Here is a 26,558-nt window from a genome sequence, read left to right as displayed (position 1 = left end):
CGGTCGGGCGCTTCGGCCACAAGCCATCGGACGCAGGGACCAACGTCACCGGGCCCGCCCGGCAGGTCCAACGACACCGCCGCGAGGACCAAGAACCCTTTCTCGCCCGTGCCCGCGCGGCGAGAGTGGGGCGCATGACCGCAACCGAACCGTGGGCCGCCGTGCGGGAAACGCACAGCGGCGCGGTCTTCTTCGCCGGGGACCGCGCGTGGAAGCTGAAGAAGCCGGTCGACCTCGGATTCCTGGACTTCACCGACGCGGGGGTGCGGGAGCGGGTCTGCCGGCGGGAGGTCGAACTCAACCGCAGGCTCGCCCCGGACGTCTACCTCGGCGTCGCGGCGGTGACCGGTCCGGACGGGAACGTCTGCGATCATCTCGTGGCGATGCGCCGGATGCCCGCGCAACGCCGGCTTTCGACGCTGGTCCGGCAGGGCAAGCCGGTCGGTCCGGTGCTCCGCGCGCTGGCTCGCCGGATGGCTGCGTTCCACTCCGGCGCGGAGCGCGGCCCCGCGGTCGACGCCGACGGGACGCGCGACGCGGTCCGGCTCCGCTGGCGCGCGAGCTTCGATCAGGTCCGGCCGTTTCGAGGGGTGGTGCTGGATGCTGCGACGGCGCAAGAGATCGAGGAGCGGACCGAGCGGTTCCTCGCCGGCCGCCAGCCGCTGTTCGCCCGGCGCCTCGCCGACCGGCGCGTGCTCGACGGGCACGGCGACCTCATCGCGGACGACATCTTCTGCCTCGACGACGGCCCGCGCGTGCTGGACTGCCTGGAGTTCGACGATCGGCTCCGGCACCTCGACGGCCTGGACGACGTCGCGTTCCTCGCGATGGATCTCGAACGCCTCGGCGCGCCCGCGCTCGGTGCCGAGTTCCTCGCCGCGTACACGGAATTCTCCGGCGACAACGCTCCCCCGGCACTGCGCGAGCACTATCTCGCCTACCGTGCCTTCGTCCGGGTGAAGGTCGCCTGCCTGCGGCACGCACAAGGAGATCCCGAAGCCGCGGCGCTCGCCCGCGAGTACGCGGAGCTCACCGTGCGGCACCTCCGCGCCGGCGAAGTCCGGCTCGTCCTCGTCGGCGGGCTGCCCGGGGCGGGGAAGTCCACCGTGGCCGCCGGGCTGGCGGACCGGCTCGGCGCGACGCTCGTGCAGAGCGACCGAGTCCGCAAGGAACTTGCCGGAATCGACCCGATACGGCACGCGCCTTCGTCGTACCAGCAAGGCATCTACACCCGGGAGCAGACCGCGCGGACCTACCACGAACTGGCCCGGCGGGCGGCGGACCTGCTCGCCCTCGGCGAAACGGTGATCCTCGACGCGTCGTGGACCTCCGCGCAGGAACGGGAAACGATCGCGCGCGTCGCACACCGGACGAACAGCCGGCTCTTCTCCGTGCAGTGCCTGGCGCCGGATCAGGTGCGCGAGCACCGGCTGGCGGTGCGGACCGGATCGCTTTCCGACGCGGGCCCGGCCATCGCGCGCGAGATGGCGCGCGACGGGGACCCGTGGCCGGCCGCGTTCCCGCTCGACACCACCGGCGGCCTCGACGACACGCTCGCCCTCGCGCTGGCGCACGTGACAGCGGGATGACCGGGGACGGAGGTCCCCGCGCCAGTGTGCGAACGTCCCTGCCGCCCGCTCCGGTCCGCGGAGGACGGTGGGCCCCGCACCGGAGGAGGGCCCCATGACACCGACGCAGGTCACCGTCCTCGGCAGCGGATTCGCTGGGCTGGAAACGGCTTTCCGGCTCCGTGCCCGGGCGAAGGCGGAGCAGGTCCGGATCACCGTGGTCTCCGAGACCGACGATTTCCTGTACCGGCCCGAGACCGTCCGGCTGCCGTTCGGTGCGGCGGAGGCACACCTGCACGTTCCGCTCGGCGGCGCGTTCCGCCGGCGCGAGATCGACGCCGTGATCGCCACCGTGGAAGGGATCGAACTCGACCGCGGACAGGTGCACACCTCGCGCGGGCGGGTGCCCTACGACCGGCTGGTGGTCGCGACCGGGGCCGCGACCAGGCCGGAGGAAATCCCCGGGCTCGCCGAATACGCCCACTCGATCGCGGCGCCAGCCGCGCTGCACCGGCTGGGCGAGGACCTCCGCTGGGTCGCCCAGAATGCCCGCCACGGCCGCCCGCAACGCGTGCTTTTCGCCGTGCCGCCGGGGAATCTCTGTTCGCCGCCGCTGTATGAGATCGCGTTGATGTTCGACACCTGGCTGCGCCGCAAGCAGGTCCGCGAGAGCGTCGATATCGCCTTCGACACCAGCGAAGAGACCTTGGTAGCCGCGCTCGGCAGCAAAATGCGCCACCTGGTGACGCACGAGTTCGAGGCGTGCGGGATCGACACCCGCACTTCGGCGGCGCTCGTCGAAGCAACCGAGCGGGAGGCCGTTTTCGCCGACGGCTCGGTGCGCGAATTCGACGTGCTCGCCGTGTTCCCGCCCCAGGTCGCGGCGGTCGGCTATGCCGGGCTGCCGCTTGCCGATCGCGAGTTCCTGCGGTGCGAGCCAGGGACGCGGGCGGTGCTCGGGCGGCCGGAGATCTACGCACCCGGCGACGCCGGGGACTTTCCGCTGAAGCTGGGATTGCTGGCTCTGCAGCAAGCCGACGCGGTCGCCGGCGCGATCGCGGCGCAGGTGCGCGGGACGCCGGCACCGGAGCCGGCTGCGCCGATGGTCCGGTATGCGGTGGACATGCTGGACTACGCCGCTTTCGCACAGGTGCCGCTCGCGGGCGGGCGGCCCGACGAGGCTTCCGGCCGCTCGCGCGTCGGCGCCGGACTGGGCTGGCGGGTCGCCGCACGGACGGCCGGGATCCTGCTCGCCGCGCGGTTCCGGAGGGGGCTGCCGTTTCCGGCGGTCTTGGGGCACGGCGTTCCCGAGCGGACGCACCGGATGCCGGTGCTGCGGGCGCGGCACTGACGAGGGCCTGGCCCCGTTCTCCGGCTACCGCCGAACTCCGGCCTCTTCCTGCCCGTCTCGCGCGTAGTCCAGTCGGTTCCGCACTCCCACCACTCCCGGCAGCACCTCGGTCAGCTGTTCCGCGCGCAGCGCTTCGCTGCGGCTGTCCACCGTGCCGGCCAAGGTGACGACTCCGTCGTCCACCCGGACCGAAGTCTTCGCCGGGTTCGCCCACAGCGCCTGCTGCAGCACGCTGCGCTCGACCATCTCCTTGATCTTCGCGTCCGGCCGCAGGAACACCGCGAGCACGTCCCGCCGGGCCAGCACCCCGACCAGCGCACCGAAACCGTCCACCACGAACAAGCGGCGCAGCTTCGCCTCGACCATCCACCGGGCCGCGGCGGCGAGCGGTTCGTCCCGGCGCACCGTGTGCACCGGGGTTTCCATCACGTCGACAGCGGTGCGGCCGTGCGCCTGCGCCCACAACCGGCGGTGCGCGCGGCTGGCGAACACGCTCGGCTCGGGTCCGGCGGATCGGCGGTCGTACCGGGCGAGCAGTGCGCTCTCGGTGACCACGCCGATCGGCCGGCGCGCCGAGTCGACCACCGGCACCGCCGCGATCCCGTTCTTCGCCAGCACATCGGCCAGCTCCTTGAACGACAGGTCCGGAGCGGCGGTCACGACCGGCCAGCTCATCAGGTCCGACACCAGCAGTCCGCTCATCGCTGCTCCTCCCAGTTTTCCCTGCACAGTAGGATTTTTCGCCGCGCGGCACCGGGGCCGCCGGTCCTCGCCCGCGGAGCCGTTCGTCCCTTGACCGCCGCCGGGGGCGAAGCGTTGGCTGGCCGCACGAGACGAGGAGGCGCAATGCGCACACATCGGAAATTCGCCGATCTGCCTCCGGCGCGCCGCCGGGCGGTCGTGGTCGCCGCCACGGTGCAGCTGCTGCTGGCCGGCGCGGCCTGGTGGGATCTCGCCCGCCGTCCCGAGGACAGCGTCAACGGGCCGAAACGCGCCTGGGCGGCGGTGATCGCGATCAACTTCATCGGTCCGCTGGCGTACTTCCGCTGGGGCCGGACTGGTCCTCGCGCGCGACGATGACCGGGCACAGCGCGTACGACATCACCGCCTGGCTCGTGGACCCGAGCAGCAACCCGGTCAGCCCGCCGCGGCCCCGGCTGCCGACGACCAGCAGCTGGGCCCGGTCGGCGAGGTCGAGCAACTGCTCGGACGGACGGCCGCGGACCACCACCTGCCGCACCTCCACCTCCGGATACCGTCCTTCCCAGCCGGCGATCCGCTCGGCGAGCACCTCGGCCGCTTCCTGCTCGTAGCTGCCGTCGAACTTCCAGTCGTTCTCCCGGAACACGGCGGAAAGCAGCCGGTCGTCCCAGCAGTGCACCGCGGTCAGCGGTGCTTTCCGCCACGAGGCTTCCTCGAACGCCACTGCCACCGCCTGTTCGCTCGACGGAGAGCCGTCCACGCCGACCACCACCGGACCGGCGCTCGGCGGCTCGTCGTCGCCTACGTGCGGGCGAACCAGCGCGACCGGGCATTCCGCGTGCGCGGCCAGCGCGACCGACGTGGAACCGAGCAGGATCCTCCCCAGCGGGCGCAGCCCGGGCGTGCCGAGCACCAGCATCGCCGCCCCGCGCGACTGCGAGGTCAGGCACTTCGCCACGATTCCGCGCCGCAGCACCAATTCCGGGGTCAGTTCCGGGGCGGTCTCCTCCGCGGTCTCGCGCGCCATCCGCAGAATCCGGCGGCCGCGCACCTCCAGGACCGTGTCCAGGTTCTCCCGGGTCGGCAGCGGCCGCGGATACGCCAGCGCCGGGTCGTCGAGCACGTGCACGATCCGCAACGGCAGACCGCGCGCCGCCGCGGCCCGGGCGGCCCAGGCGACCGCGTTCCGGGACGCGAGAGAACCGTCGGTCGCTACGACGAGTGCGGGTTCGGTCATCGGTTCCGCCTTCCTTTCCGGCCGGGTGCGCCCTCCGGACGGTAGGCGCCGTCCGGCGCGCACGGCAGCGGCTTCGGCCCCTGCCCGGGAGGACCTTCGGCCCCGGTGCCGACCGGCGGCGGCCAACGGCCCGCGGCACGGGGACTTTCTGCTCCAGAGCCCCGGCGGCCCGGCGCGCCAGACTCGGCGGCGCAGAGGGAATGGAGGTCCCCATGTCAATCAAACCGAAGCGCGAGAACCACGTCGCGAGCCGGATTCCCGCCCAGCAGCGGCCCGAAACCGAATTCGCGCGGCCGCTGCGGGTCGGCTACGGCGCCCGCTCGCTCGCCGTCCTGCGGATCGTCATGGGGCTGGTTTTCCTGTGGCCGTTCGCCGACAAGCTGTTCGGCTTGGGCTATTCCACGCCCTCGGCCGGCGCCTGGATCCGCGGTGGCTCGCCCACCCGCGGTTTCCTGAGCACGGTCGATGTCGGCCCGTTCGCCTCGATGTTCCACGCGTGGGCGGGCACCTGGTGGGCCGACTGGCTGTTCATGCTGAGCCTGCTCGGCGTCGGCGTGGCGGTGATCGCCGGAGCCGGGCTGCGGATCGCCGCGGTCGCCGGGACCGTGTTGATGCTGCTGATGTGGGCCGCGGAATGGCCGCCCGCCCGCACCACCGGCGCCGGCACGGCGACCCACTCCAGCAACCCGATCTTCGACTACCACTTGGTCTTCGCGCTGGTCCTGATCGGGCTCGCCGCGGCGTTCGCCGGCGACACCTGGGGTCTCGGCCGCCGCTGGGCCGCTCTCATCGGTACGCGGACCTGGCTGCGCTGAGCCGCTTCCGGGCGCCCGTTCATCCGAGCGGGCGCCCTTCGTCGAGGAAGGAGCAACCGTGAAAGCTCTCGTGTACGACGGTCCCGGGCGACGTTCCTGGACCGATTGTCCCGACCCGGAGATCACCGCGCCGACCGACGCGGTCATCCGGGTCGACGCCGTCACCATCTGCGGCACCGACCTGCACATCCTGAAGGGCGACGTGCCCGAGGTCGAACGAGGAAGGATCCTCGGCCACGAGGCGGTCGGCACCGTGCTGCGCACCGGCGACGCGGTCACGTCCGTGCGACCCGGCGACCGGGTGCTCGCGTCCTGCATCAGTGCGTGCGGCCGGTGCGAGTACTGCCGCCGCGGCAGCTACGGGCAATGCCTCGGCGGTGGCGGCTGGGTTCTGGGCCACCTCGTCGACGGCGTACAGGCCGAGCTCGCCCGGATCCCGTTCGCCGACACGTCGCTCTACCCGTTGCCGGCCGCGGTGTCCGACGAATCCGCGGTGCTGCTCGCCGACATCATCCCGACGTCCTACGAGGTCGGCGTCCGCAACGGGCAGATCGGCCCGGGCGACGTCGTCGCGATCGTCGGGGCCGGGCCGATCGGTCTCGCCGCGGTCGCGACTGCGCGGCTCTACAGCCCCGCGTCGATCATCGTCGTCGACAAGGAGCCCTCCCGGCTCGCCGCCGCGAAAGACGCCGGGGCGGACCTGACCGTTCTGCCGGAAGAAGCCGAAGCCGTAGTGCGCGAGGCTGGCGGCGGGCTCGGCGCGGACGTCGCGCTCGAAGCCGTCGGCGTCCCGGAGACCTTCGAGCTGTGCGCCGAACTCGTCCGCCCCGGCGGGCACGTCGCCAACATCGGCGTGCACGGCAAACCGGCCACGCTGCACCTGGAACGGCTCTGGATCCGCAACGTCACCATCACCACCGGGCTGGTCGACACGTCCAGCACGCCGATGCTGCTGCGGATGGTCGCCGCCGGGCGGCTCGACACCGGCCGGCTGGTCACCCACCGGTTCGGCCTGCACGAGATGGACGAGGCGTACGACGTCTTCGCCCACCCGCAGGACAGCGGCGCGCTGAAGGTCGTGCTGTTCCGCGAGTGAGCCGATGCGGTGCCGGCCTCAACGCGGCCGGTGCCGCCGATCGTCCGCACTCATTGTCTGGCGGTCGCGCCGGTCCTGCGGGATCGGCGCGACCGCCAGCCTCGCGACGGCCGGGTCCGGTGCGGCTTCTCCGGACACCCGGCAGCGCCGACGGAGAACCGTCTGCCGATCACGGCCCGGGCTCAGCCGGTCCGGCCGGACTGCCTTTGACGTGCTCCGCGAAGAACGCGAGCACCCGTCGCCACGCGTCCTCCGCCGCGACGGCGTCGTAAGCGCGCCATTGATCGTTGAAAAAGGAGTGCTTGGCCCCCGGATACACCTTCAGGTCGTGCGGGATGCCCGCCGCGGTCAAGTCGGCCTCCAATATTCCGGCCGCCTTGGTCGTGAAGTCCTTTCCCGGCCACGATCCCACGACTGGGCACAGCCGGCGGATCGCTTCGCGCGGTTTGGGCGCGGCGCCGTAGAACGGCGCGATCGCGGTCAACCGCACATCGCTGCATCCCCACGTCAGAACGATCGAACCGCCGAGGCAGAATCCGATCGCGCCGATCCGCGCGGCATCGACTTCAGGAAGACCGGCCAGCCGGCCGAGCGCGGCCTTCAGCGCCGGAACCCCGTAGTGGTCGAGATTCCCGGCCATCGCACCGACGAACATCCGAGCCATGCACACGGCGCGGTTGCGCCCCTCGAACAGATCGACTCCGAGCGCGGCGTACTCCTCGGCGGCGAACCTCCGGCAGACGTCCCGGATGTTGTCGTTCAAGCCGAAGGCCTCGTGCACGACGACAATCCCCGGAAACGGCCCGGTGCCGTCGGGAAGGGCCAGGAAAGCACTGCCGAGCGTTTCGGTCCGCATCACGGCAGTCTGTCCCTCGGACTCCCCTCTCCGCGGGACCCGAACGTCCCTTCTCCCGAGGACCAGCGGCCCTGACACCGGACAAGCGAGCACCTTCCTCCGGACCGGCATCGGCCCGGGCGGAGCGTCCGTGAGGGGCCTCTTGAGGGAATCTGATTCCCTCAAGGGGTCCCTCACGGACCCGGGCTGCCGCGCCCACGGGCGGTTCTTTCCCCGCCCGCCGTCACGGGTGGTGGATCGACCGGTCCCCGAACAATCCGCTCGCCGGAGGCTCGTCCGGCCGGAGGCTCCGGTCGTCCAGCTCCGCGCGCAGCTGCTCCTTGACCTCGACCACGCCGTCGACCCTGCCGACCAGCGCGGCGATCACCGGGATCATGCTGTAGCGCTCGACTCTGCCGCTCAGCGTCACCACGCCGTCCTGGACCGCGACGTACAGCGACGCCGGGTCGATGCACATCTCGCGCTCCAGCACCTCGTCCCGCACCTCGGCGCGGATCTCGTTGTCCGGCCGCAGGAACACCCGCACCAGGTCGGCGCGCGAAACCACGCCGGCCAGCGTGCCGTCCTCGCCGAGCACCGGCAGCCGGTGCACCCGGTGGGTTTCCATCAGCTGAGCAGCGTGGCGCAGGTCGTCGTCCACGCTGACGGTGATCGCCGGGGCGCTCATCAGGTCGGCGGCGAACAGCCCTTCCGCCTTCCGCCGCCCGCGCCGCGCCTGCGGGCCGATGCCGTGGTGTTCGACGTCGCGCTCCAGCAGGTCGCCCCGGGAAACGACGCCGAGCACCCGGCCGTGCTCGTCCACCACCGGGGCGCCGCCCACGCCGCGTTCCTCCAGGAGCGCGGCGACGGCTTTGAACGGCAGGTCCGGCGAAGCCTGGGCGACGTCGGTGGTCATGACCGAGCGGATCTGGTGTGTCCTCTTCATTTTCTGCTCCTCACAACAGCGGGCCGGGGAAATAGGCGGGCGCGGCTTCCTCTTCGGGCAGCGGTTCGCGCTCCTCCGCCGTGCGGGCCGGGACGATGACGACCGGGCAGCGGGACTGGCGCAGGCAGTACTCCGAGACCGAGCCGACCAGCATCCGCAGCACCCGGCTGTGCCCGTGGCTGCCGAGCACCAGCATCGCCGCGCCGGCCGACGCGCGGACCAGTGCCGGGCCGGGCGCTCCGTCGACCGTGCCGGTCCGCACCGGCGCGCCCGGCTGCCCGCCGGCGCGCGCCTGCGCCACCGCCTCGTCCAGCTCGTGCTGGTACCGGGCGGCGATCTCGTCGGCCGAACGGCTCACCGCCGACTCCAGGTCGGCGAGCGGGTCGAACGTCCAGGCCCGCAACGCGGTGACCGTCCGGCCGCTGGCGCGCGCTTCGCCCAGCGCCCAGCGCAGCGCCGCCGCGCTGCCCGCCGATCCGTCGACGCCGACGACGATCTCGTCTTCGTTCGCTGTGGTCATGGGCTTCTCCTCGGGTTGGGGCGAAGCGGCTCCGGGCCGCTCACCGGGCTTTTTCCAGCAGGACGCGCCGTTCGGCCGCGGCGATCGCACTGCGCGCCGCTCCGATCGCGTCCGGGTTGACGGAGATCGACGTGATGCCGGCCCGCACCAGGTGCTCGGCGAACGCCGGATTCGTCGAAGGCGCCTGGCCGCACAGCGATGTGGTCAGGCCGCGCGAATCGGCCGCGCGCACGATCTTCGTGATCGCGTCCAGCACCGCGGGATCGGCTTCGTCGAACAGTTCGGCGCACTCCGCCGAATCGCGGTCGACGCCCAGCATCAGCTGGGTGAGGTCGTTGCTGCCGATGGACACCCCGTCGATGCCGAGCCCGGCGTACTCGCGCAGCCAGTAGACCACCGACGGGACCTCGGCCATGATCCACCGGTGCAGCCCGCGCTGCTTGCCGAGCGGGCTGGCGTCCACCGCCTCCAGGCACGCTTCGAGTTCCCATTTGGTGCGCACGAACGGGATCATCAGGTGCAGGTTCGGGGTCTGCTCCCGCACCCGCGCCAGCATCCGCAGCTCCAGGGCGAACAGGTCGGGCTGGCGCACGTAGCGGTAGCAGCCGCGGTAGCCGATCATCGGGTTGTTCTCGACCGGCTCGTACTTGTCGCCGCCGGCCAGTCCGCGGAACTCGTTGCTGCGCAGGTCGGTCGCGCGGTAGACGACCGGCCGGTTGCCGAACGCGGAGGTGATCTGCACCAGCGACGCGGCCATAGAGTCCACAAAGGACTCTTCTTCGCCGCGGGCGATCAGGTCGCGCGGATGCCGTCCGCCGAGCGCGGTGGTGAGCAGGAATTCGGCCCGCAGCAGGCCGACGCCGTCCACCGCTTGGGCGGCGACCTCGGCGGCGTGGTCCGGCATCGCGAGGTTGACGTACAACCGCGTCCCGATCGCTTCGGTCGCCGGTGCCGCTGGCGCCGCGACCGGTTTCGTCCGGGTAGGCGCCGTCGCACCGGCCCGCACCTCGCCTTTCGTGCCGTCGACGGTGACCAAGGCCCGGTCCGCCAGTACGCGAGTCGCGTCGCCGGTCCCGACTACGCACGGCACGCCCAGCTCGCGGGCGACCACCGCGGCGTGGCAGGTCATGCCGCCGCCGTCGGTCACCAACGCGGCCGCGCGCCGGATCGCCGGCACCCAGTCCGGCGTGGTCATCGGCGCGACCAGCACCTCGCCGTCGCGCAGCAGCCGCGCTTCCGAAGGGTCGCGCAGCACGCGAACCGCGCCGCTGCCCTCGCCCGGAGAAGCGGCGAGACCGGTCACCAGCACGCCGGTGCCGCTTTCCCGGACCGGCGGCAGCGTGGTGATCGGCCGCGACTGCACGAGCCAGGTCTTGTGCTCCGCGATGGCGAACTCGAGATCCTGCGGGACGCCGTAGTGGTCCTCGACCCGCGACGCGAGCCGGGCCAGCTCCAGCACGGTGGCGTCGTCCAGCACCCGGCGTCCGCCGACCTGCGCGGTCAGCGCCACCTTCACGTCTCCCCCGCCCACTTCGGGGATGATCTTGTGCGTCTGGGTGCCGACCCGCGCGCTGAGCACGCGCAGATCCTCTTTGGCCACCACGTAGGTGTCCGGGTCCACTGCGCCGCTGACGATCGCTTCGCCTTGCCCCAGCACGGCCTCCACGACGACCCGGTCGCGGTCGCCGGTGCGCGGGTCGGCGGTGAAGATCACCCCGGACCGCTCGGCCGGGATCATCCGCTGCACGACTACCGCGATCGCCGGCTCGGCGGTGAACCCGCGGGTCGCCCGATAGCTGACCACTCGCGGCGAGAACAGCGAAGTCCAGCAGTCGACCACCCGCGCGGCCAGCGCCTGTTCGTCCACGACATTGGTGTAGCTGGCGTTCATGCCCGCGAAGGACGCTTCGCTGCCGTCTTCCCCGGTCGCCGACGAGCGCACCGCCACGACCGGCTGATCGCCGAGCGCCCGGTAGGCCGCGGTCACCTCGGCCGCCAAGGTCTCGGGCAGCCCGGCCGACCGGACCAGCTCCCGCATCCGCTCGCACGAGGCGGCGAGCCCGGCCGCGTCGTCCACCGCGGTCAGCGCCTTCGCGTGCAGGTCGGCGACTTCGGCGCGCACCCCGGCGGCCTCCAGCGCGGACCAGTACGCGTCCCGGGGGACGACGAACCCGTCCGGCACCGGGTAGCCGGCGGCGATCAGCTCGCCGAGGTTCGCTCCCTTGCCGCCGACGGTCTCGGCGTCCGAGAGCCGCACATCGGCCAGTTTTCGCACCTCTGTCATGACAATCCTCCTCGGGTACCGCGCGGGGCGCGGGTCATCAGGCGGAACAGCTCGTCGGAGCCCCAGACCAGCACCGGCATCGGCAGCAGCACCGCATACACCCACAGCGGCAGGGCGGCGGTGCCGAAAACGTCCTGCAGCCAAGGCAGGTAGACGAGCGCGGCGGCGAACAGCACCTCGAACGCGATGCCGCCGAGCAGCAGCTTGTTGGTGCCGACACCGATCGCCCGCAACGACACGCGCTCGGTGCGGGCGGCGAACGCGGTGCCGATCTGGCAGAACACGATCGCGGCGAAACTCGCAGTGGTGGCTTGGAGATACGCGTGGTGCAGCGGGGTGCCCGCGGAGACGTCGGCACCGGGGTGCCAGCCCGCCGCGTACAGGACCGCGAAGTAGGCGCCGAGCACCAGCACGGCCGAAACCAGCCCCATGATCCCCCACGCCCGCAGGAGCATCCGGCCGGTCACCACGCCTTCGCGGCGCGACCGCGGCGGACGTCCCATCAGCCCGGGTTCGGCTGGCTCCCGGCCGAGCGCCAGCGCGGGCAGCGTCTCGGTGCCGAGGTCGATCGCGAGGATCTGCAGCACGGTCAGCGGCAGCGGGATCGCGCCGCCGGAGACCGCGAAGAGCAGGAACGGCAGCACTTCCGGCACCGCGTGCGCGAAGATGTAGAGCACGAATTTCCGCACATTGTCGAAAACCCGGCGGCCCTCGCGGACGCCGGCGACGATGGTCGCGAAGTTGTCGTCGGTCAGCACGACCGTCGCGGCTTCCTTGGCGACGTCGGTGCCGCCGATGCCCATCGCGACTCCGATGTCCGCCCGGCGCAGCGCGGGCGCGTCGTTCACCCCGTCGCCGGTCATCGCGACGACCTCGCCGCAGTCGCGCAGCGCGTCCGCGATGCGCAGCTTGTCCTCCGGTGCGGCTCGAGAAAACACCACCTCGTCACCGCCGACCAGAACGGTGTCGAGCTCCGGCTCCGGCATGCTGGCGAGCGCCGCCCCGTCCACCACCCGGTGCGCGCCGATGCCGACCCGGCGGGCGATCTCGGCCGCGGTCAGCCCGTTGTCACCGGTCACGACGTGCACGGTGATCCCGGCCGAATGGCAGTCGGCGACCGCCGCGGCCACTTCGGGCCGGGGCGGGTCGACCAGGCCGACGAGCCCCAGCAGGCACAAGCCGTCCTCGGCTTCGGCGCGGCTGCCCGGCAGTGCGTCCGCGACCCGGCGCGCGACGGCCAGCACCCGCAGCGCCCGGCTGGCCATTTCGTCGACCAGCGCGGCCAACGCGGCACGCCGCGCCGGCGTCAGTTCCTCTTCGGCGCCGCCGGCGGCCAGTTCCGCGGTGCACAGCGGCAGCACCTGCTCCGGCGCCCCCTTCACCGCCACCACCAGGCCACCGGCCACGAAGTCCACTGTGGACATCCGCTTGAGGCGGGGATCGAACGGGTACAGCGCTTCCCGGGCGGCTTCGCGCACCTCGGCGGACAGCGCCGCCCCGTAGTCCCCGGCGAAGCGCAGCAAGGCGAGTTCGGTCGGATCGCCCGAGCCAGCGGCGAGATCCGCGGTGCTGCACCGGGCGAGCACCGCCGCCGCCTTGCCCGGATGCGCGGAGTCCGCACCATCCGGGCCGCGCAGTTCTTCCACCCGCATCGAGTTCGTCGTCAACGTGCCGGTCTTGTCGGTGCAGATCACCGTCGTCGAGCCGAGCGTCTCCACCGCGGACAGCCGTTTCACGAGCGCGCCCGCCTTCGCCATCGAGCGCACCCCGGCCGCCAGCGCGAGCGTGATCGTCGGCAGCAGGCCCTCCGGCACGTTCGCCACCAGCAAGCCGATCGCGAACACGAAGGCCGCCGGCCAGGACAGCCCGGCGACGACGCCGAGCGGCAGAAAACCCGCGCCGACCAGCACCGCGACGCCGGCGATCAGCCACGCCACCCGCCGCACCTGCCGTTCCAGCGGGCTCTCGTCGCGGCCGATCCGCGCCGAGAGCGAGGCGATGCGGCCGATCTCGGTATGCCTTCCGGTCGCGTGCACCACCGCCCTCGCCGCACCCGCGACGCAGACCGTGCCGCTGAAGACCAGCACCGGGGAATCGAGCGGGCGGTCGGCGTTGTCGGCGGTGTCCGCCGCGTGCGTGACCGGCGCGGACTCGCCGGTGAGCATCGAGGCGTCGATGTCCACCATGCCGTCGATCAGCCGCGCGTCGGCTGGGATCCGGTCGCCCTCGGCGAGCACCACCACGTCGCCGCGGACCAGCCCGGTCGATTCGAGGTGCACGACCGCGCCGTCCCGCAGCACCGCGCTGCGCTCGGGCAGGTACTTCCCGAGCGCTTCGACCGCTCGTTCCGCCTGCTGTTCCTGGAAGAACGCGAGCAGCCCGTTCAGCACGATCACGCCGACGATCGCGATCGCCAGGTTCGTCGTGCCGGCGAACCAGGCCAGCCCGGCCGCCGCCCACAGCAGCAGTGCCAGCGGGTGCACCAGCTGGCGCAGCAGGGCCATCGGCCACTGGCGGCCGCCCCGGTGCGGCAGCTCGTTCGGCCCGTCGGCCTGCAGCCGCCGGGCCGCCTCCCGCGCGGTTAGCCCGCCCGGCGCGGACCGGAGATCGCGCAGCAGCAGACCGATCGGCTCCCGCGCGTCCACCCCGGGCGCCGCGAGAGCGGGCGGCGGACGCAGATGCGTGGTCATCGGGCTCCCTTCAGCTCTCGAAGACGCGCAGGACCTCGTGCGGAGCCCCGCCCGGCAGCCCGGCACGGGCCTCGGTCGCCCAGCCGCGGACCGCGGCCGCGACGCGCAGCGAATGGACCGCCGCCCCGAGCAGAACGTGCACCTCGGCGCCCGTCCCATCGGCGACTACTGCGAGTTCCCAGCTGCCGGCCTGGCGCGGCGGCAGCACCCGGGTGTGCGGCCAGTGGTTTTCCCGGGACAGTTCCCCGGCCGCGCCCTCGACCGGCACCGACTGCCCGGACGCCGGACCGCGGACCGCCCGCAACGCGAGATACCGGTCCCAATCGCGCGCCCGCGCCGGTTCGTCCCCGCCGGCCGTCACAACCGCCACTACGTCGGGCCGTTCGGGATCGTGCGGCAACGACAGCCGGGGACGCACCCCGAGCACGCGCAGCACAATCCACGCGGTGGACAGCGCGGCTCCGCAGCCGGCGAGGACAAGCCGCCCGTCGTCGTGGCGGAGCCGCCCGGTGCGGGCGATCACCAGCTCGCCGGGCCGGGTTTCGACCGCGAACCGGCGTCCGTCCAGGCGGGCGAGCGCGTCGACCAGGACGGCGCGGGCGGGGCGATCCCAGGCGAACACGGCGGTGGTCATCGCGCCGCCTCGCCGTCACCGGGCTTCGCTGCGGTCGGCGACCCGTGCACGGCTCGGCCCTCCTTCCCCGCTGGCCAGCGCGGCCTCCGCGCCGCGCGCGAGTTCGAGGTCTTCCCGCGTCCGGATCACCAGCACCGGCGCCGCCGAATCCGGACGGCTCACGATGCGATCGGCGTCGGCGCGCGCCAGCGCCCCGACGCGCAAGCCGAGCACTCCCAGGTCCCGCGCCACCGCGGCGACCGCCTCCGGCTGGTATTCCGCGACACCGCCGGTGAACACGAGCGCGTCCAGCCGGCCCAGGCGGGTCGCCGCGGCCCCGATCTCCCGGCGCAGCCGGTGGGAGTACACCGCGACCGCCAGCGCCGCGTCCGGATCGCCGGCCGCCGCCACCGCGCGCACCGCGCCCAGGTCGCCGCTGGTCCCGCTCATTCCGGCGAGCCCGGACCGGTGGTAAAGCGCGTCCGCCATCTCGTCCGGGCTCATCGGAGCGGTCTTCATGACGTGCAGCAGCAGCCCCGGATCGACCGATCCGGAGCGGGTCGCCATCGCCGGGCCCTCCAGCGGGGTGAACCCCATCGACGTGTCGACGCTGCGACCGCCCCGCACCGCGGTGACCGACACCCCCGCGCCGACGTGCGCGCAGACCAGCTGCAGTTCGGCCACCGGACGGCCCAGCAGCTCCGCGGTGCGGCGCACCGCGTACTGCGCCGACAGTCCGTGGAAACCGTAGCGGCGCAACCGGTTCTGCCGGGTCCACGCGCGCGGCAACGGGTAGTGCGCGGCCGCGTCCGGCAGGTTCGCGTGGAATGCGGTGTCGAAGCAGGCCACCACCGGCGTCCCCGGCAGCAGCTCCCGTACCTGGCGGGTGATCTCGAGCGACATCGGCTGGTGAATCGGAGCGAGCGGAGCGAGCCGTTCGAGATTCGCGAGCAGCCCGTCGGTCACCACCGCCGGCGCCTTCTGCGCGCCGCCGTGGACGAAGCGCACCGCCACCGCGTCCGGACGCGGCCAGCGCCGCACCGCGTCGTGCACCGCGCCGGGCAGGTCGCTCGGCCAGGCGGTCCAGCCGACCGCGGTGCCGTCGTGCACGGCCGCCGCCTTCAGGCTGGACGAACCGGGGTTCAGCGTCAGGACTCGCACTGGCTCCTCCTCGTGCCCGGGTCAGCCGGACAGCTTGCGCAGGTACGGATCGCCGGCCGCGGGCCGTTCGAGCCGGATGCGGACGTCGAGCGCCCGGCACCCGTCCGGCCGCGCCGCCACCGGGTTCAGGTCCAGCTCCGCGATCTCGGGCACGACCGTCGCCAGCCGGCCGACCCGCAGCAGCAACCGGCGCACTGCGGCCCGGTCGATCCCGGACGCCCACAGCGCCTCCGCCGAACGCAGGCCGTCGAGCAGCAGATCGGCGTCCGCGCCGGTGAGCGGCGCGAGCCGGGCGGCCCGGTCGGCGAGCAGGTCGGTGTCGACCCCGCCCAGCCCGAACACCACCAGCGGGCCGAACACCGGGTCCGAGCGCACGCCGACGAGCAGTTCGCGGCCGCGGTCGGCCATCGGCTGGACCGTCACGCCGTGCAGCGCCGGGCCGAACCGGCCGCGCAGCAGCCGGTACGCTTCGCGCACTCCGGCCGGGCCCTCGACCCCGAGCAGCACCCCGCCGCCCGCCGATTTGTGCAGCAGCCCGGCCGCGTCCGCCTTGACCGCGAACGGCCCGGACGAATCCTGCGCGACGCGGGCCGCTTCGGTTTCGTTTCGCGCGTAATACGTTTCCACGCAAGGGATCTCGGCGAGCCGGAGCAGCTCGGCGGCCGCTGCCGGCGACAACCATCCCTCGTGTTCCTCCGCGCGTGCGGCGGCGAACTCCCGTACCGCGGCGCAGTCCATCTCCGGCGGCGCTTCCTCGTCGTGCGGCCGGGCCAGCCACTCCGCGTACTCCGCCAGCCGGGCGAGCACACTGGCCGCGGTCGCGGGGTCGTCGTAGCACGCCGTTCCCGCGGGCCCCGCCGCGTTCAGCGGGGCGACCCGCTCCCGTTGCCCGGGCCGTACCGCGAGCACCGTCTTGCCGAGCCCGGGCAGCGCTCCGGCCAGCGCGACCGAGGGATCGCCCGCCGCGGTCGGCACGGTCGCGGCGATCACCGCGTCCACCCCGGGATCGGCGAGCACGATCTGAAGCGCCTGCCCGAATTCCGCGGCCGGTACCGCGGCGGTCGTGTCCACCGGGTTCTGCGCAGCGGCCTGGGCCGGCAGCACGGCACGCAGCTGATCCGCGGTCTCCGCGGACAGCTCCGCCATCGTGAGCCCTTCCCGCTCGCAGGCATCCGCGGCGAGCACGCCCGCCCCGCCGGCGTTGCTCAGCACCGCCACCCGCCGTCCGGCTGGCAGCGGCTGCCACGAGATCGCCGCGAGCGCGTCCACCAGCCCGGCGACCGTGTCGACCGCGATGATGCCTGCCTGCGCGTAAAGCGCGTCGCGGGTCACCGCCGGAGTCGCCGCCGCCGCAGTGTGCGACGCGGCCGCGCGCTGGGCAGTGCCCCCGCTGCCCGCTCGCACCGCGAGCACCGGCCGGGTGCGGGCCAGCCGCGCCGCCAACCGGCCGAACTTGCGGGGATTGCCGAAAGATTCCAGATAGAGCGCCACGATTTCGGTGCGCCGGTCGCTCGCCCACCACAGCAGCAGGTCGTTGCCGCTGACGTCGTACTTGTCGCCAGTGGACACCAGCGCCGAGACGCCGAGGCCGAGGCCGGTCAGCGCTTCGGCGAGGGCGATCCCGACGCCGCCCGACTGGGTGGCGACGCCGATGTGCCCGGGCAGCGGCCCGCGGGCGAGGAAAGTCGCGTCCAGCGGGCAGGACGGATCGGTCGAAAGCACGCCGAGACAGTTCGGCCCGACCAGGCGCATTCCGTGCCGGCGCACCGATTCCCGCACCCGGGCGCCCGCCTCGGAGCCGGTCAGCCCGGACGAGATCACCACCGCCGCGGCCACACCGCGCGCACCGCAGTCCTCCACCGCGTTCGCCGCCGCTTCGGCCGGGAGACAGATCACCGCCAGCTCCGGAGTCCGGCTCAGCCGCGCCACCGACGGCGCGCAGCGCACGCCGAGGATTTCCGACGCCACCGGGTGCACCGCTTCGACCGAGCCGGGATATCCGCTCCGCAGCAGGTTCGCGAGCACCGCACGGCCGACCGAGCCGGGGCGCCGGCCCGCGCCGATCACCGCGACCGACGCCGGTCGCAGCAGATGCGCCAGGCTCGCCGCCTCGGCGATTTCGTCGCGGCGGACGAACGCGTCCGGGTAGCGGTCCTCGCCGTCGAGCTCGATTTCGACCGACCATTCCGGTCCGCGATGGTCGATGCGATAGCGCAGCCCGAGTTCGGCGAACACCCGGATCACCTTCGCGTTCTCCGCCATCACTTCCGCGACGAAGCGGTCGATTCCGTGCGCCCGCGCGGCCGCGGCGAGATGTTCCAGCAGCAGCGTGGCGATGCCGTGGGTGCGCTGGGTGCCGTCGACGACGAGCGCGACCTCCGCGTCCGCGCTCGACCCGGCTCGCTCGTAGTGCGCGACGCCGACCAGCACGCCGCCGATGAAGCAGCCGAACGCCGCGTGCCCAACGCCGGGCGCCTCGGCGATCTTCGCGGTCAATTTATCCACAGTGGACGGCATCGGGCCGAAGAACCGAAAGTAGCGGTCCCGTTCGCCGAGGCCGGTGTGCAGCCGCAGCACGGCGTCCGCGTCGGCCGGCCCGAGCGGGCGCACCAGACCTACCTGGCCGTCGGCCAGCAGGACTCGTACCGCCAGGTCCACGCTCATCCCCGTCTCCTCACACGAAGCGGCGGGCGCAACCGCGCCCGCCGCTGACGCACGTCACGCCTTGTCGACGTGGATCTTGATTTGCTTCTCGTGCGGCTGATCGGCGATCGGCATCGAGATCTCGAGGATGCCGTCGACGTAGGTCGCGGTCACCTTGGCGGCTTCCGCGCCCGCGGGCAGGGTCACCGTGCGGCTGAACTTGCCGTAGTAGAACTCGCTGTGGCCGTCGGTGCTCTTCTTCGCCTCCCGGTCGGCTTCGATGGTCAGCAGCCCGTCGTGCGTGGTCACCGTGATGTGCTTGTCCGGGTCGAACCCGGGCAGCTCGGCGCGCACCGTGTACTTGCCGCCCTCCGCGGATTCCTCGATCCGCACCGGGTTGTGCTCGGCGAACGGCCACGGGCGTTCCATCCAGGCGGCGATGCTGGGCAGCGCCATCCGGGAACCGGGCAACAGGGAAGTCATGCTCTCTCCTCTCGTCGCGAACGGGGTCGCGCCTTCAGCAAACCGCGCGCGGCGGCCGTCGCACCGCTGCCGGACTGCCCGAAGCCGAGGGACGAAGGTCCCCGGCGGGCGTCGCTGAGCTGACGGGCGATCGCCTGGCCCCAGGCACGGATGACCGGCCAGTCCCGGTTGTCGCCGTCCTTCGCGCGCAGCGCGGCGACCACCGCGCGCTCCGGAAAATGCAGCACCGAACGGTCGATCTTGCCGCCGAACAGCCGATGTTCCCGGGCAGCGCAGCAGGCCAGCACGTCGGTCGCGTCCACCGGGTCCTCGCCGGGCCGCGTCCGCTGCCCGACCGGCCCGCTGGAGAACAGCCAGACCGGGATCCGCGACAGTTCTTCCCGGTGCTCGCGGACCAGCTGCCGCGCCGGGTCGAGCCAGTGTCCGAAGTAGACGGCACTGCCGATCACCGCCGCGTCGCAGCCGGCGAACGACTCGACGTGCGCTGCGTCGGCGACGTCGACCTCGGCCGACGTCCCGGCTTCTTCGAGGCCCGCTCTCAGCGATGCCGCGATCTGCTCGGCGATTTCCCGCGTCGACCCGTGCCGGGTCGCCACCGCGATCACGATTTTCATCCCGCGCCGCCTTTCTTCCGGTTCAGCGAGCCACCTCGACCGGGCAGTCCGCGTGCGCCAGCAGCCAGTTCCCGGTCGAGCCGAGCAGGCCCCCGGCGACCGGTCCCCGGCCCCGGCTGCCCACCACGACCAGCTGCGCGCCGGACGACATCCCGCTCAGCGCGCGCGCCGCCGACCTCGCCCGCACCAGGTGCACCCGCACCGGCACCTCCGGATGCTTCCGGGACCACGCGGCCACCTGATCCCGCAACGCGCTTTCGCGGCCCGGGCTGCCGTCGTGCCACACGTGCACCGCCTCCACCGCCGCCGCGCGCGCCGCGGCCGCTTCGAACGCGACGGCCAGCGCCCGTTCGCTCCGGTCCGATTCGTCGATGCCGACCACGACCGGCCCGTCCGCCTCCGCCCGGCCGCGGACGACCGCCACCGGGCAGCGCGCGAGCGCGGCCGTCCGCAGCGCCACCGACCCGATCACCGCGCCCCGCAGGCCGCCGACCCCGTGCGAGCCGAGCACGATCAGCTCGGTCTCGCCGGACATCGCGATCAGCTGCTCGGCCGCGGCGCCGAGCCGGAGCCGCCGGCGCACCGCGACCGCGGGCACCGCTGAACGCGCCGCCTCCGCGGCGACGCAGAGCTGGCGGTAGCCCGGTTCCAGCAGCATCTCGGCGTCGCCGAGCGGCTTCCGGTGCGGCAGCAAGTCCGGGCCGTCGACCAGCTCGGCGCGGAACACCACCAGCTCGGTCCCGCGCCGCACCGCCTCGGCCGCCGCCCACCGGACCGCGGCCAGCGCGGCCGCGGACCCGTCGACCCCGGCGACCACCGGCCTGGTCATTGACGCGGATCAGGAGCCGAGTCCGGGACGACGTCGCGCTCGTTCTCCTCGATCTCGCGCCGCTCGCCCACCTTCAGATACCGGCGCATCGCAGTGCCGTGCCTGCCGCGCTCGGCGACGTCGCGGCGAGCGTCCTCCTCGATCCGGGCCTTCTCCTTCGGGTCCATCGCCTGCCTCCTCCGCCGGAACCCATCCCCTCGCGGCCGAAACTAAGCCGCCGTCGCCGCCCGGCGCTGCTGGCGGACGTCCGCGGCGCCGGAGTCTTTGGTCCTGGCGGCTGAGGCGCTGCGGCCCTCCCGGCGAGCCCGGCGCGAGGCGGAGATTCGGGCGATGACGTACGCGACGTTCCCGCTCGGCCGGATCGCCGGAATCCGCATCGGCGCGCACTGGTCCGTGCTGATCGTGCTGGGACTGCTGGCCTGGCTGCTCGCGACCGCCGTGCTCCCGGTCGGCGCACCGGACTCGACGCCCGTGGCGAACTGGGCGGCCGGGATCGTCAGCGCGGCGGTGTTCCTGGCCTCGCTGCTGGCGCACGAAATGTGCCATGCGCTCGTCGCCCGGCGTTACGGCCTTCGTGCGGAGCGCATCACGCTCTGGCTGCTCGGCGGAGCCACCGAACTGCCCGACGAGCCGCCGACGCCCCGGGCCCAGCTGCTCGTCGCTGTCGCCGGACCGGCCGCGAGCCTGCTCGTCGGCGGGATTTTCCTCGGCGGCGCGGTGCTCGCCGCCCCGGTGCTGCCCGCTGTCGTGTCCGTTTCGCTGGTCTGGCTCGGCTGGTCGAACGGGGTGCTCGCGGCTTTCAACCTGCTGCCGGGGACGCCGCTCGACGGCGGCCGTGTCCTCGAAGCCATCGCGTGGCGGGTGACCGGGAGCCGGGACCGCGCCCGGCGGATCGCCGGAGCCGGCGGCCAGGTGCTCGCCGCCGCGGTCGCCGCTTTCGGCGTTTGGGAGCTGCTCATCCGGGGCGACGCCACCGGGTTCTGGCTGATCGGGATGAGCTGGTTCCTGGCGCTCGCCGCTCGCGGCGAGATGTCCGCCGCGCCGTTGCGCGAAGTGCTCGCCCGGATCCGCCTCCGCGAGGTGATGAGCACCGACCTGGTCACCGCGCCCGGCTGGTACACCGTGCAAGGGTTCCTGGACCAGGCAGCCCGGACCCGTTTCCGCACGTTCCCGGTGGTGTCGTTCGGCGGCGCACCGGTCGGCGTGGTCAGTCTTTCCGCACTGAGCAGGGTTCCGTCGTCCGCGCGCACCTCGGTGCGGATCGAAGACATCTGTGTCAAGCCGCCTGCCTGCCTGGTCGCCTCGCCGGACGCGCCGCTCTCGGAGGTGTTCAGCCGCGCACGGCTGCGTCCCGGGCAAGATCTAGTGCTCGTCGTCGACCGCGGCGTGCTGGTCGGGGTCGCGGCACCGGGCGACCTGGCCCGGGTTCTGGAACTCACCGCGCTCGGCGTGCGGCCGGGTCACGACGCGGGCAGCGTGAAATAGGCTTCCTCTTCCTGCGCGAAATGCAGCGTCAGCACCGCGTCCAGCCCATAGAGCGTCGCGCGCAGGTCGTCCACCTGGTCGCCTTGGATCCCCGTCGGCGCCTCCGCCAGATGGCGTTCCAGCCGCCGCGCGAGGCGGGCGATCTCGGTATGTGCACGGCTCATCGGCACGGTGCTCTCCGGCCCGCCCAGCGCACCGGCCAGAGCCGGGTACAGCTCGGTTTCCTCGGCCATTTCGTGCGGCAGCACCTGGCCGAGCAGCGCGTCGCGAGCGCGCCGGACCGCGCCGTCGGCGGCCGGGCTGGCCCCCTCGGAAAGCGCGTCGGCGGCCTGCCGGATCGCCAGCAGCGCCGGACGGAGAAGTTCGTGCTCGCTTTCGAACCTGCGGACCAGCCCAGCCGGCGCGGGCGCGCCCGGCGCCGGGACCCGCAGGGCCCGCAACGCGTTGAGAATCGCGGCCACGTCGATCGCTTCCTGCACCAGTGCGCCCGCGGCCGGGGCCAGGAGCCCCGCCGCGGCGGCCGCCATCGCAGCGAACGACAGCGCCACCCCGACGACCGCGCTCTGCACCGCCAGCCGCCGCGACCGGCGAGCGATCTCCGCGGCGTCGGCGAGCCGGGCCAGCCGGTCGTCGAGGATCACCGCGTCGGCGGCCTGCGCCGCGGCGGTCGCGCCACGGGAGCCGAGCGCCACCCCGACGTCGGCCGCCGCCAGCGCCGGCGCGTCGTTCACGCCGTCGCCGGTCATCACGACCAGCCCGCTTGCCTGGGCGGCGCCGACGGCGGCCAGCTTGTCCTCGGGGGTGACTTCGGCCTGGACGTCGTCGAGTCCGAGCAGCGCCGCGACCTCCCGGGCGTTGTCCACCCGGTCGCCGGTGAGCAGCCGGATCGTGCCGATCCCGGCCGTCCGCAGCCGGCGCATCGTGCGGGCCGCGTCCGGCCGGATGCGGTCCTTCGCCAGCAACGCCGCCACCGGCTCACCGTCGCAGTCGACCCACAGCAAGCTCGCCAGGTCGAGCCGTCCGCGCCGTTCCGCGCTGCACGCCCAGGCCGGCACGACACGCCCGGTCGGCAGCCGGCCGACCCGCACGATCCGCTCGCCGACCCGTCCGGACACGCCGGCCCCGGGCAGCTCCCCGACGTCCTCGGCCCGGCTGCGCTGTATCCCGGCCGATTCGGCGGCCCGGACCACCGCGGCGGCCAAGACGTGCGGCGAGTAGTACTCGACGCTCGCGGCCAGCCGGAGCGCGTCCTCCGCGGACCAGCCCGGAGCGCACACCACGTCCGCCACTTCCGGCCGTCCCGCGGTGATCGTGCCGGTCTTGTCCATCAGCAGGACCTTTGCCCGGCCCAGTGATTCCAGCGCCGCACCGTCTTTGACCACGACGCCGGCCCGCGCGGTGCGGGACATTCCCGCGGTGACCGCGATCGGCACCGCCAGCAGCAACGGGCACGGCGTCGCCGTCACCAGCACCGCGACCGCCCGGTGCACGTCGCCGCTCAGCAGCCACGCCGCCCCGGCCAGCACCAGCGCGGCGGGCAGGAACCACGCCGCCGCCTGGTCGGCCAGCCGGGCGACCGGCGCGGTCTGCGCGGCCGCCGATTCCGCCAGCCGCACCACGCCGGCGTAGGTGCTTTCGTCCGCGGTCGCCCGCGCGGTCAGCTCCACCGCGGCCCCGGCGTTCACCACTCCACTGTGGACAGTGTCGCCGGCGGGCCGGTTGACCGGCAGCGGCTCGCCGGTCAGCGCGGACTCGTCGAACAGTCCGGCGGCGGCCAGCACTCCGTCCACCGGCACGACTTCGCCGGGCAAAACCACCACCGCGTCGCCGGCGGCGACCTCCCCGGCGGGGACCTCGCGCAGGTCGTCGCCGTCGCGCAGATGCGCAGTCCGCGGCGCCCGTTCGAGCAGCGCGGTGAGATCCCGGCCCGCTCGCCGCTGCGCCCGCGATTCGAGCACCCGACCGGTCGCGACCATCGCCGCGATCACCGCGCCGGCGAAGAACTCGCCGACCGCGAGCGTCGAGGCGAGCGCCAGCACCGCGAGCGTGTCCGCACCCCAGCGCCGGTGGCGGAGATCGGCCGCGGCCCACCAGATCGCGGGTGCCAACGCGACCACGGTCGCCGCCGCCCAGCACCACGCCGAGCCCGGACTTGCCGCCGCCCAAAAGATTCCGCCCGCCGCCAGCAGCACCGCGACCACCGTCAGGAGCACAGTTTCGCCCGGCGGCCGTACCCGCAGACGCGCCATGTGTAACCTCCCGGCCGCACGATGCGCCCGGCCGCGTCGCCGGTGGAAGGGCCGAAGGGCCTCACTCGCGCTCGCGCGGGCGGGGCCGCAATGCCCCGCCCGCGCGGAACTTCTTCTCTGGGAACGGTCCTCTCCCGGCACACAGCATGGGAGTGACGCTAGAAGCCCGAGGAGAACGACGATGATCGACGACCGTCCGGACGAATACACCCTCAGAGCCGCGATCGCGCTCGCGCTGCGCGCACCGTCGCTGCACAACACGCAGCCGTGGACGTGGCGGTTCACCGGACGCACGATCCAACTGCGCGCCGACCCGCGCCGGAAGCTCGCCTACGCCGACCCGGAGGGGCGCGAGCTGCTCATCAGCTGCGGCTGCGCGCTGCACCACTTGACGGTCGCGGCCGCGGCGATGGGCTGGGCCGCCAAGGTGACCCGGATGACATCCGACCTCGTCGCCGCTGTCGAGCTGAACCGGCACGAACCGTCCGACGACGACATCGCCGCGGCGTCGGCGATCGCCCGGCGCCGTTCCGACCGCCGCCAGTTCAGCGCGCCGCCCGCTCCCACCGAACTCGCGCGGCTGACCCGCACCGCTGCCGATTCCGGCGTTCAGCTTCGTCCCCCCGGACGAGATGCGCTGCGAAACGCACTTGCGGAGGCCCGGCTGCTGCGCGCCGCCGCTCCCGCCTACGCCGAGGAACTCGCCGCTTGGAGCGGACGCCGCTACACCGCCGACGGCATCCCGTCCCGCGCAGTCCCGCCGTACGGAACTACTGTCGGCACGCGTCGCTTCTCCTGGCCCGGCCTCGCCGCCGACGACGGCACCGACCAGGCAGCCGTCGCGGTGCTGTCCACCTCGGCCGACACTCCCCTCGACCACCTCCGTGCCGGCGAAGCGGCCAGTGCGGTGCTGCTGGAGGCGACCCGGCTGGGACTGGCCACCTGCATTTTCACCGAACCGCTGGAACTCCCGACCGCCCGAGCCATGCTGTACGGCGGTGCGGTACCCCAGCTGGCGATCCGGATCGGCCGCACAGCGGAGGCACCGCTTCCCGCGGTCCCCCGACGCCCGATCGACGAAGTAGCGCAGCCGCTGGGCAAAGCCGCCCGCCCCGCGCCGGTACCTGCGCCGCCCGCACCCGGCCGTCCGTGAAGGACCCCTTGAGGGAACCGGATTCCGTGAAGGGCCCCTTGCCGGACCTGGATTCCGTGAAGGGCCCCCTGAGGGACTTGGATTCCCGCAAGGGCCCCCTGAGAGACTTGGATTCCGCATGGATTCATTCCCGGCCACGCCGCCGAACCGCGCCGCCGACGGCGGGCTGCCCGGCAGCCAGCCCTCGCCCTGCAGCCCGATACGAAGCCCGAACGCGTCGCGGAGCGGCTCACTCCGCTCGCAGAACCGCCGCCCCGGTAATCGCGTCCCCAGCCAGATCCGCCAGCGCGACCGACGCCGCCGAAAGCGGGTATGGCACGGTCTGGACCCGCAGCCGGTGCTGTGCCGCGAAGTCCAGGAACTCCCGGGCATCGCTGCGGGTGTTCGCCGTAACACTGCGGACCTGCCGTTCCTGGAACAGGTGCCGCTGGTAGTCGAGCGCCGGGACTGCGGAGAGGTGGATGCCGGCGATCGCGAGCGTGCCGCCGCGGTCCAGCGCGGCGAGCGCGACCGGTACGAGTTCCCCAGCCGGTGCGAACAGGATCGCCGAGTCGAGTGGTTCGGGCGGTTCGTCGGCCGCGTCGCCCGCTGACGCCGCCCCGAGCTCCAGCGCCAGCTCCTGCGCCTGCCGGCTGCGGGTCAGGACGTGCACTGTCGCGCCGCGGGCAAGCGCTACCTGCGCGGCCAGATGCGCGCTGCCGCCGAATCCGTAGATGCCGAGCCGTCCGCCCGGCGGGACCTCTGCCCGCAGCAGCGCGCGATACCCGATTACGCCCGCGCACAGCAGCGGAGCGAGCTCGTCGTCGGAGTATCCGGCGGGCAGTCGATGCGCGTACGCAGCAGGGACCACCGCGTACTCAGCGTAGCCGCCGTCGGCGTCCCACCCGGTGTACCGCGAATTCGGGCAGAGGTTTTCCCTCCCCGCGCGGCAGTACCGGCAGGTCCCGCAGGTGCCGCGCAGCCAGGCGATGCCGACCCGGTCGCCCGGCTGGAACCCGCCGGTGCCGGGCGCCACGACCTCGCCGACCACCTCGTGTCCCGGCACCACTCCGGGCCGGTGCACCGGCAGGTCGCCCTCGGCCACGTGCAGGTCCGTGCGGCACACCCCGCAAACCCGCACTTTCACCAGCAGCTCTCCGTCGCCGGGCACCGGTACGGGCGTCCGTTCGCGCACGAGCGGTCCGCTCGCCATCGGGCCGGGCCGGCGCACGCGCCAGGCCAGCATTTCCGCCGTCATCGCGTCTCCTCCCGGCCGCGGTCCCCTGCGCAGGCCCGGCCGGGCAC

Annotated in this window: 23 protein-coding genes; 7 read left to right on the top strand and 16 right to left on the bottom strand. The window is 73.4% G+C overall.

The features are described 5' to 3' along the window. The first annotated feature begins 134 nt into the window (after window positions 1-134). Both AMYBE_RS0108205 and AMYBE_RS0108200 read left to right on the top strand, forming a co-directional pair. The gene (locus AMYBE_RS0108205) at window positions 135-1,589 is read left to right on the top strand and encodes a bifunctional aminoglycoside phosphotransferase/ATP-binding protein (RefSeq protein WP_020658878.1); all 1,455 of its coding nucleotides are present in this window, start codon (window positions 135-137) and stop codon (window positions 1,587-1,589) included. A 94-nt stretch (window positions 1,590-1,683) separates the two neighbouring features. After that, window positions 1,684-2,919 carry an NAD(P)/FAD-dependent oxidoreductase gene (locus AMYBE_RS0108200; RefSeq protein WP_020658877.1) on the top strand — a complete coding sequence of 412 codons (1,236 nt, stop codon included), beginning with the start codon at window positions 1,684-1,686 and terminating at the stop codon, window positions 2,917-2,919. Between the two features lie 24 nt (window positions 2,920-2,943). Here AMYBE_RS0108200 and AMYBE_RS0108195 read toward each other — a convergent pair whose 3' ends face one another. Beyond that, window positions 2,944-3,621 carry a CBS domain-containing protein gene (locus tag AMYBE_RS0108195; RefSeq protein WP_020658876.1) on the bottom strand — a complete coding sequence of 226 codons (678 nt, stop codon included), beginning with the start codon at window positions 3,619-3,621 and terminating at the stop codon, window positions 2,944-2,946. 144 nt (window positions 3,622-3,765) lie between these two features. Between AMYBE_RS0108195 and AMYBE_RS0108190 the strand changes: the two genes are divergently transcribed. Continuing rightward, complete coding sequence (locus AMYBE_RS0108190) at window positions 3,766-3,999, top strand: PLD nuclease N-terminal domain-containing protein (protein WP_020658875.1); 234 nt, start codon at window positions 3,766-3,768, stop codon at window positions 3,997-3,999. On the opposite strand, the gene AMYBE_RS0108185 is transcribed toward AMYBE_RS0108190, so the two are convergent. After that, window positions 3,941-4,858: a universal stress protein gene (locus tag AMYBE_RS0108185; protein ID WP_020658874.1), complete on the bottom strand. Its 918-nt coding sequence runs from the start codon at window positions 4,856-4,858 to the stop codon at window positions 3,941-3,943. The genes AMYBE_RS0108190 and AMYBE_RS0108185 overlap by 59 nt on opposite strands. A gap of 212 nt (window positions 4,859-5,070) precedes the next feature. Here AMYBE_RS0108185 and AMYBE_RS0108180 point away from each other — a divergent pair, with 212 nt between their 5' ends. Further along, window positions 5,071-5,673 (top strand): DoxX family membrane protein, encoded by a 603-nt coding sequence (locus tag AMYBE_RS0108180; RefSeq protein ID WP_020658873.1) that lies wholly within the window; start codon window positions 5,071-5,073, stop codon window positions 5,671-5,673. Window positions 5,674-5,731: 58 nt separating this feature from the next. Continuing rightward, the gene (locus AMYBE_RS0108175; protein WP_020658872.1) at window positions 5,732-6,769 is read left to right on the top strand and encodes a zinc-dependent alcohol dehydrogenase family protein; all 1,038 of its coding nucleotides are present in this window, start codon (window positions 5,732-5,734) and stop codon (window positions 6,767-6,769) included. Window positions 6,770-6,938: 169 nt separating this feature from the next. Here the strand turns inward: AMYBE_RS0108175 and AMYBE_RS41070 are convergent, their stop codons facing one another. The 12 genes from AMYBE_RS41070 to AMYBE_RS44670 form a co-directional block, all read right to left on the bottom strand. Beyond that, window positions 6,939-7,625, bottom strand: a complete 687-nt coding sequence (locus AMYBE_RS41070; RefSeq protein ID WP_020658871.1) for a dienelactone hydrolase family protein — start codon at window positions 7,623-7,625, stop codon at window positions 6,939-6,941. Window positions 7,626-7,848: 223 nt separating this feature from the next. Next, on the bottom strand, window positions 7,849-8,550 hold the full coding sequence (locus AMYBE_RS41065; RefSeq protein WP_020658870.1) for a CBS domain-containing protein: 702 nt from the start codon (window positions 8,548-8,550) through the stop codon (window positions 7,849-7,851). Window positions 8,551-8,560: 10 nt separating this feature from the next. Further along, window positions 8,561-9,070, bottom strand: coding sequence for a universal stress protein (locus AMYBE_RS0108160; protein WP_020658869.1), 510 nt, complete (start codon window positions 9,068-9,070; stop codon window positions 8,561-8,563). 40 nt (window positions 9,071-9,110) lie between these two features. Further along, window positions 9,111-11,354 carry a phosphoenolpyruvate synthase gene (gene ppsA / locus AMYBE_RS0108155; protein WP_020658868.1) on the bottom strand — a complete coding sequence of 748 codons (2,244 nt, stop codon included), beginning with the start codon at window positions 11,352-11,354 and terminating at the stop codon, window positions 9,111-9,113. Further along, complete coding sequence (locus tag AMYBE_RS0108150; RefSeq protein ID WP_020658867.1) at window positions 11,351-14,044, bottom strand: cation-translocating P-type ATPase; 2,694 nt, start codon at window positions 14,042-14,044, stop codon at window positions 11,351-11,353. The genes ppsA and AMYBE_RS0108150 overlap by 4 nt, the downstream gene beginning before the upstream one ends. Before the next feature lie 10 nt (window positions 14,045-14,054). Further along, entirely contained in the window at window positions 14,055-14,678 is a 624-nt protein-coding gene (locus AMYBE_RS41060) for a hypothetical protein (protein ID WP_020658866.1), read from the bottom strand. A 15-nt stretch (window positions 14,679-14,693) separates the two neighbouring features. Continuing rightward, window positions 14,694-15,818 carry an acetate/propionate family kinase gene (locus AMYBE_RS41055; protein ID WP_020658865.1) on the bottom strand — a complete coding sequence of 375 codons (1,125 nt, stop codon included), beginning with the start codon at window positions 15,816-15,818 and terminating at the stop codon, window positions 14,694-14,696. Window positions 15,819-15,839: 21 nt separating this feature from the next. Continuing rightward, window positions 15,840-18,482 (bottom strand): bifunctional acetate--CoA ligase family protein/GNAT family N-acetyltransferase, encoded by a 2,643-nt coding sequence (locus tag AMYBE_RS0108135; RefSeq protein ID WP_020658864.1) that lies wholly within the window; start codon window positions 18,480-18,482, stop codon window positions 15,840-15,842. A 54-nt stretch (window positions 18,483-18,536) separates the two neighbouring features. Then, window positions 18,537-18,944 (bottom strand): Hsp20/alpha crystallin family protein, encoded by a 408-nt coding sequence (locus tag AMYBE_RS0108130; RefSeq protein WP_020658863.1) that lies wholly within the window; start codon window positions 18,942-18,944, stop codon window positions 18,537-18,539. Then, window positions 18,941-19,558 (bottom strand): flavodoxin domain-containing protein, encoded by a 618-nt coding sequence (locus AMYBE_RS41050; RefSeq protein WP_020658862.1) that lies wholly within the window; start codon window positions 19,556-19,558, stop codon window positions 18,941-18,943. The genes AMYBE_RS0108130 and AMYBE_RS41050 overlap by 4 nt, the downstream gene beginning before the upstream one ends. A 22-nt stretch (window positions 19,559-19,580) precedes the next feature. Further along, complete coding sequence (locus AMYBE_RS0108120; RefSeq protein ID WP_020658861.1) at window positions 19,581-20,387, bottom strand: universal stress protein; 807 nt, start codon at window positions 20,385-20,387, stop codon at window positions 19,581-19,583. Continuing rightward, the gene (locus AMYBE_RS44670) at window positions 20,384-20,554 is read right to left on the bottom strand and encodes a hypothetical protein (RefSeq protein WP_020658860.1); all 171 of its coding nucleotides are present in this window, start codon (window positions 20,552-20,554) and stop codon (window positions 20,384-20,386) included. Before AMYBE_RS44670 ends, AMYBE_RS0108120 begins: the two co-directional genes overlap by 4 nt. A 163-nt stretch (window positions 20,555-20,717) precedes the next feature. Between AMYBE_RS44670 and AMYBE_RS0108110 the strand changes: the two genes are divergently transcribed. After that, entirely contained in the window at window positions 20,718-21,872 is a 1,155-nt protein-coding gene (locus AMYBE_RS0108110) for a site-2 protease family protein (RefSeq protein WP_020658859.1), read from the top strand. Here AMYBE_RS0108110 and AMYBE_RS0108105 read toward each other — a convergent pair. Next, window positions 21,848-24,121, bottom strand: a complete 2,274-nt coding sequence (locus AMYBE_RS0108105; RefSeq protein ID WP_020658858.1) for a heavy metal translocating P-type ATPase — start codon at window positions 24,119-24,121, stop codon at window positions 21,848-21,850. The two genes, AMYBE_RS0108110 and AMYBE_RS0108105, sit on opposite strands and share 25 nt — an antisense overlap. Window positions 24,122-24,302: 181 nt before the next feature. On the opposite strand from AMYBE_RS0108105, the gene AMYBE_RS41045 reads away from it, so the two are divergent. Further along, on the top strand, window positions 24,303-25,274 hold the full coding sequence (locus AMYBE_RS41045) for an Acg family FMN-binding oxidoreductase (protein ID WP_020658857.1): 972 nt from the start codon (window positions 24,303-24,305) through the stop codon (window positions 25,272-25,274). Window positions 25,275-25,503: 229 nt separating this feature from the next. Here the strand turns inward: AMYBE_RS41045 and AMYBE_RS0108095 are convergent, their stop codons facing one another. Beyond that, a complete protein-coding gene (locus tag AMYBE_RS0108095) occupies window positions 25,504-26,499 on the bottom strand; it encodes a zinc-binding alcohol dehydrogenase family protein (RefSeq protein WP_027927478.1) in 996 nt (331 codons plus the stop codon). Between the last annotated feature and the right edge of the window lie 59 nt (window positions 26,500-26,558).

Origin of the sequence: Amycolatopsis benzoatilytica AK 16/65 (genome assembly GCF_000383915.1) — a bacterium.
GTDB lineage: Bacteria > Actinomycetota > Actinomycetes > Mycobacteriales > Pseudonocardiaceae > Amycolatopsis > Amycolatopsis benzoatilytica.
This window is presented reverse-complemented; position numbering and strand designations above follow the sequence as displayed.

What these genes read in the sequence shown, in the direction of transcription:
- AMYBE_RS0108205 (WP_020658878.1), top strand. Translation starts at nt 135, where the DNA reads ATGACCGCAACCGAACCGTGGGCCGCCGTGCGGGAAACGCACAGCGGC.
- AMYBE_RS0108200 (WP_020658877.1), top strand. Translation starts at nt 1,684, where the DNA reads ATGACACCGACGCAGGTCACCGTCCTCGGCAGCGGATTCGCTGGGCTG.
- AMYBE_RS0108195 (WP_020658876.1), bottom strand. Translation starts at nt 3,621, where the DNA reads ATGAGCGGACTGCTGGTGTCGGACCTGATGAGCTGGCCGGTCGTGACC.
- AMYBE_RS0108190 (WP_020658875.1), top strand. Translation starts at nt 3,766, where the DNA reads ATGCGCACACATCGGAAATTCGCCGATCTGCCTCCGGCGCGCCGCCGG.
- AMYBE_RS0108185 (WP_020658874.1), bottom strand. Translation starts at nt 4,858, where the DNA reads ATGACCGAACCCGCACTCGTCGTAGCGACCGACGGTTCTCTCGCGTCC.
- AMYBE_RS0108180 (WP_020658873.1), top strand. Translation starts at nt 5,071, where the DNA reads ATGTCAATCAAACCGAAGCGCGAGAACCACGTCGCGAGCCGGATTCCC.
- AMYBE_RS41070 (WP_020658871.1), bottom strand. Translation starts at nt 7,625, where the DNA reads ATGCGGACCGAAACGCTCGGCAGTGCTTTCCTGGCCCTTCCCGACGGC.
- AMYBE_RS41065 (WP_020658870.1), bottom strand. Translation starts at nt 8,550, where the DNA reads ATGAAGAGGACACACCAGATCCGCTCGGTCATGACCACCGACGTCGCC.
- AMYBE_RS0108160 (WP_020658869.1), bottom strand. Translation starts at nt 9,070, where the DNA reads ATGACCACAGCGAACGAAGACGAGATCGTCGTCGGCGTCGACGGATCG.
- ppsA (WP_020658868.1), bottom strand. Translation starts at nt 11,354, where the DNA reads ATGACAGAGGTGCGAAAACTGGCCGATGTGCGGCTCTCGGACGCCGAG.
- AMYBE_RS0108150 (WP_020658867.1), bottom strand. Translation starts at nt 14,044, where the DNA reads ATGACCACGCATCTGCGTCCGCCGCCCGCTCTCGCGGCGCCCGGGGTG.
- AMYBE_RS41060 (WP_020658866.1), bottom strand. Translation starts at nt 14,678, where the DNA reads ATGACCACCGCCGTGTTCGCCTGGGATCGCCCCGCCCGCGCCGTCCTG.
- AMYBE_RS0108135 (WP_020658864.1), bottom strand. Translation starts at nt 18,482, where the DNA reads ATGAGCGTGGACCTGGCGGTACGAGTCCTGCTGGCCGACGGCCAGGTA.
- AMYBE_RS0108130 (WP_020658863.1), bottom strand. Translation starts at nt 18,944, where the DNA reads ATGACTTCCCTGTTGCCCGGTTCCCGGATGGCGCTGCCCAGCATCGCC.
- AMYBE_RS41050 (WP_020658862.1), bottom strand. Translation starts at nt 19,558, where the DNA reads ATGAAAATCGTGATCGCGGTGGCGACCCGGCACGGGTCGACGCGGGAA.
- AMYBE_RS0108120 (WP_020658861.1), bottom strand. Translation starts at nt 20,387, where the DNA reads ATGACCAGGCCGGTGGTCGCCGGGGTCGACGGGTCCGCGGCCGCGCTG.
- AMYBE_RS44670 (WP_020658860.1), bottom strand. Translation starts at nt 20,554, where the DNA reads ATGGACCCGAAGGAGAAGGCCCGGATCGAGGAGGACGCTCGCCGCGAC.
- AMYBE_RS0108110 (WP_020658859.1), top strand. Translation starts at nt 20,718, where the DNA reads ATGACGTACGCGACGTTCCCGCTCGGCCGGATCGCCGGAATCCGCATC.
- AMYBE_RS0108105 (WP_020658858.1), bottom strand. Translation starts at nt 24,121, where the DNA reads ATGGCGCGTCTGCGGGTACGGCCGCCGGGCGAAACTGTGCTCCTGACG.
- AMYBE_RS41045 (WP_020658857.1), top strand. Translation starts at nt 24,303, where the DNA reads ATGATCGACGACCGTCCGGACGAATACACCCTCAGAGCCGCGATCGCG.
- AMYBE_RS0108095 (WP_027927478.1), bottom strand. Translation starts at nt 26,499, where the DNA reads ATGCTGGCCTGGCGCGTGCGCCGGCCCGGCCCGATGGCGAGCGGACCG.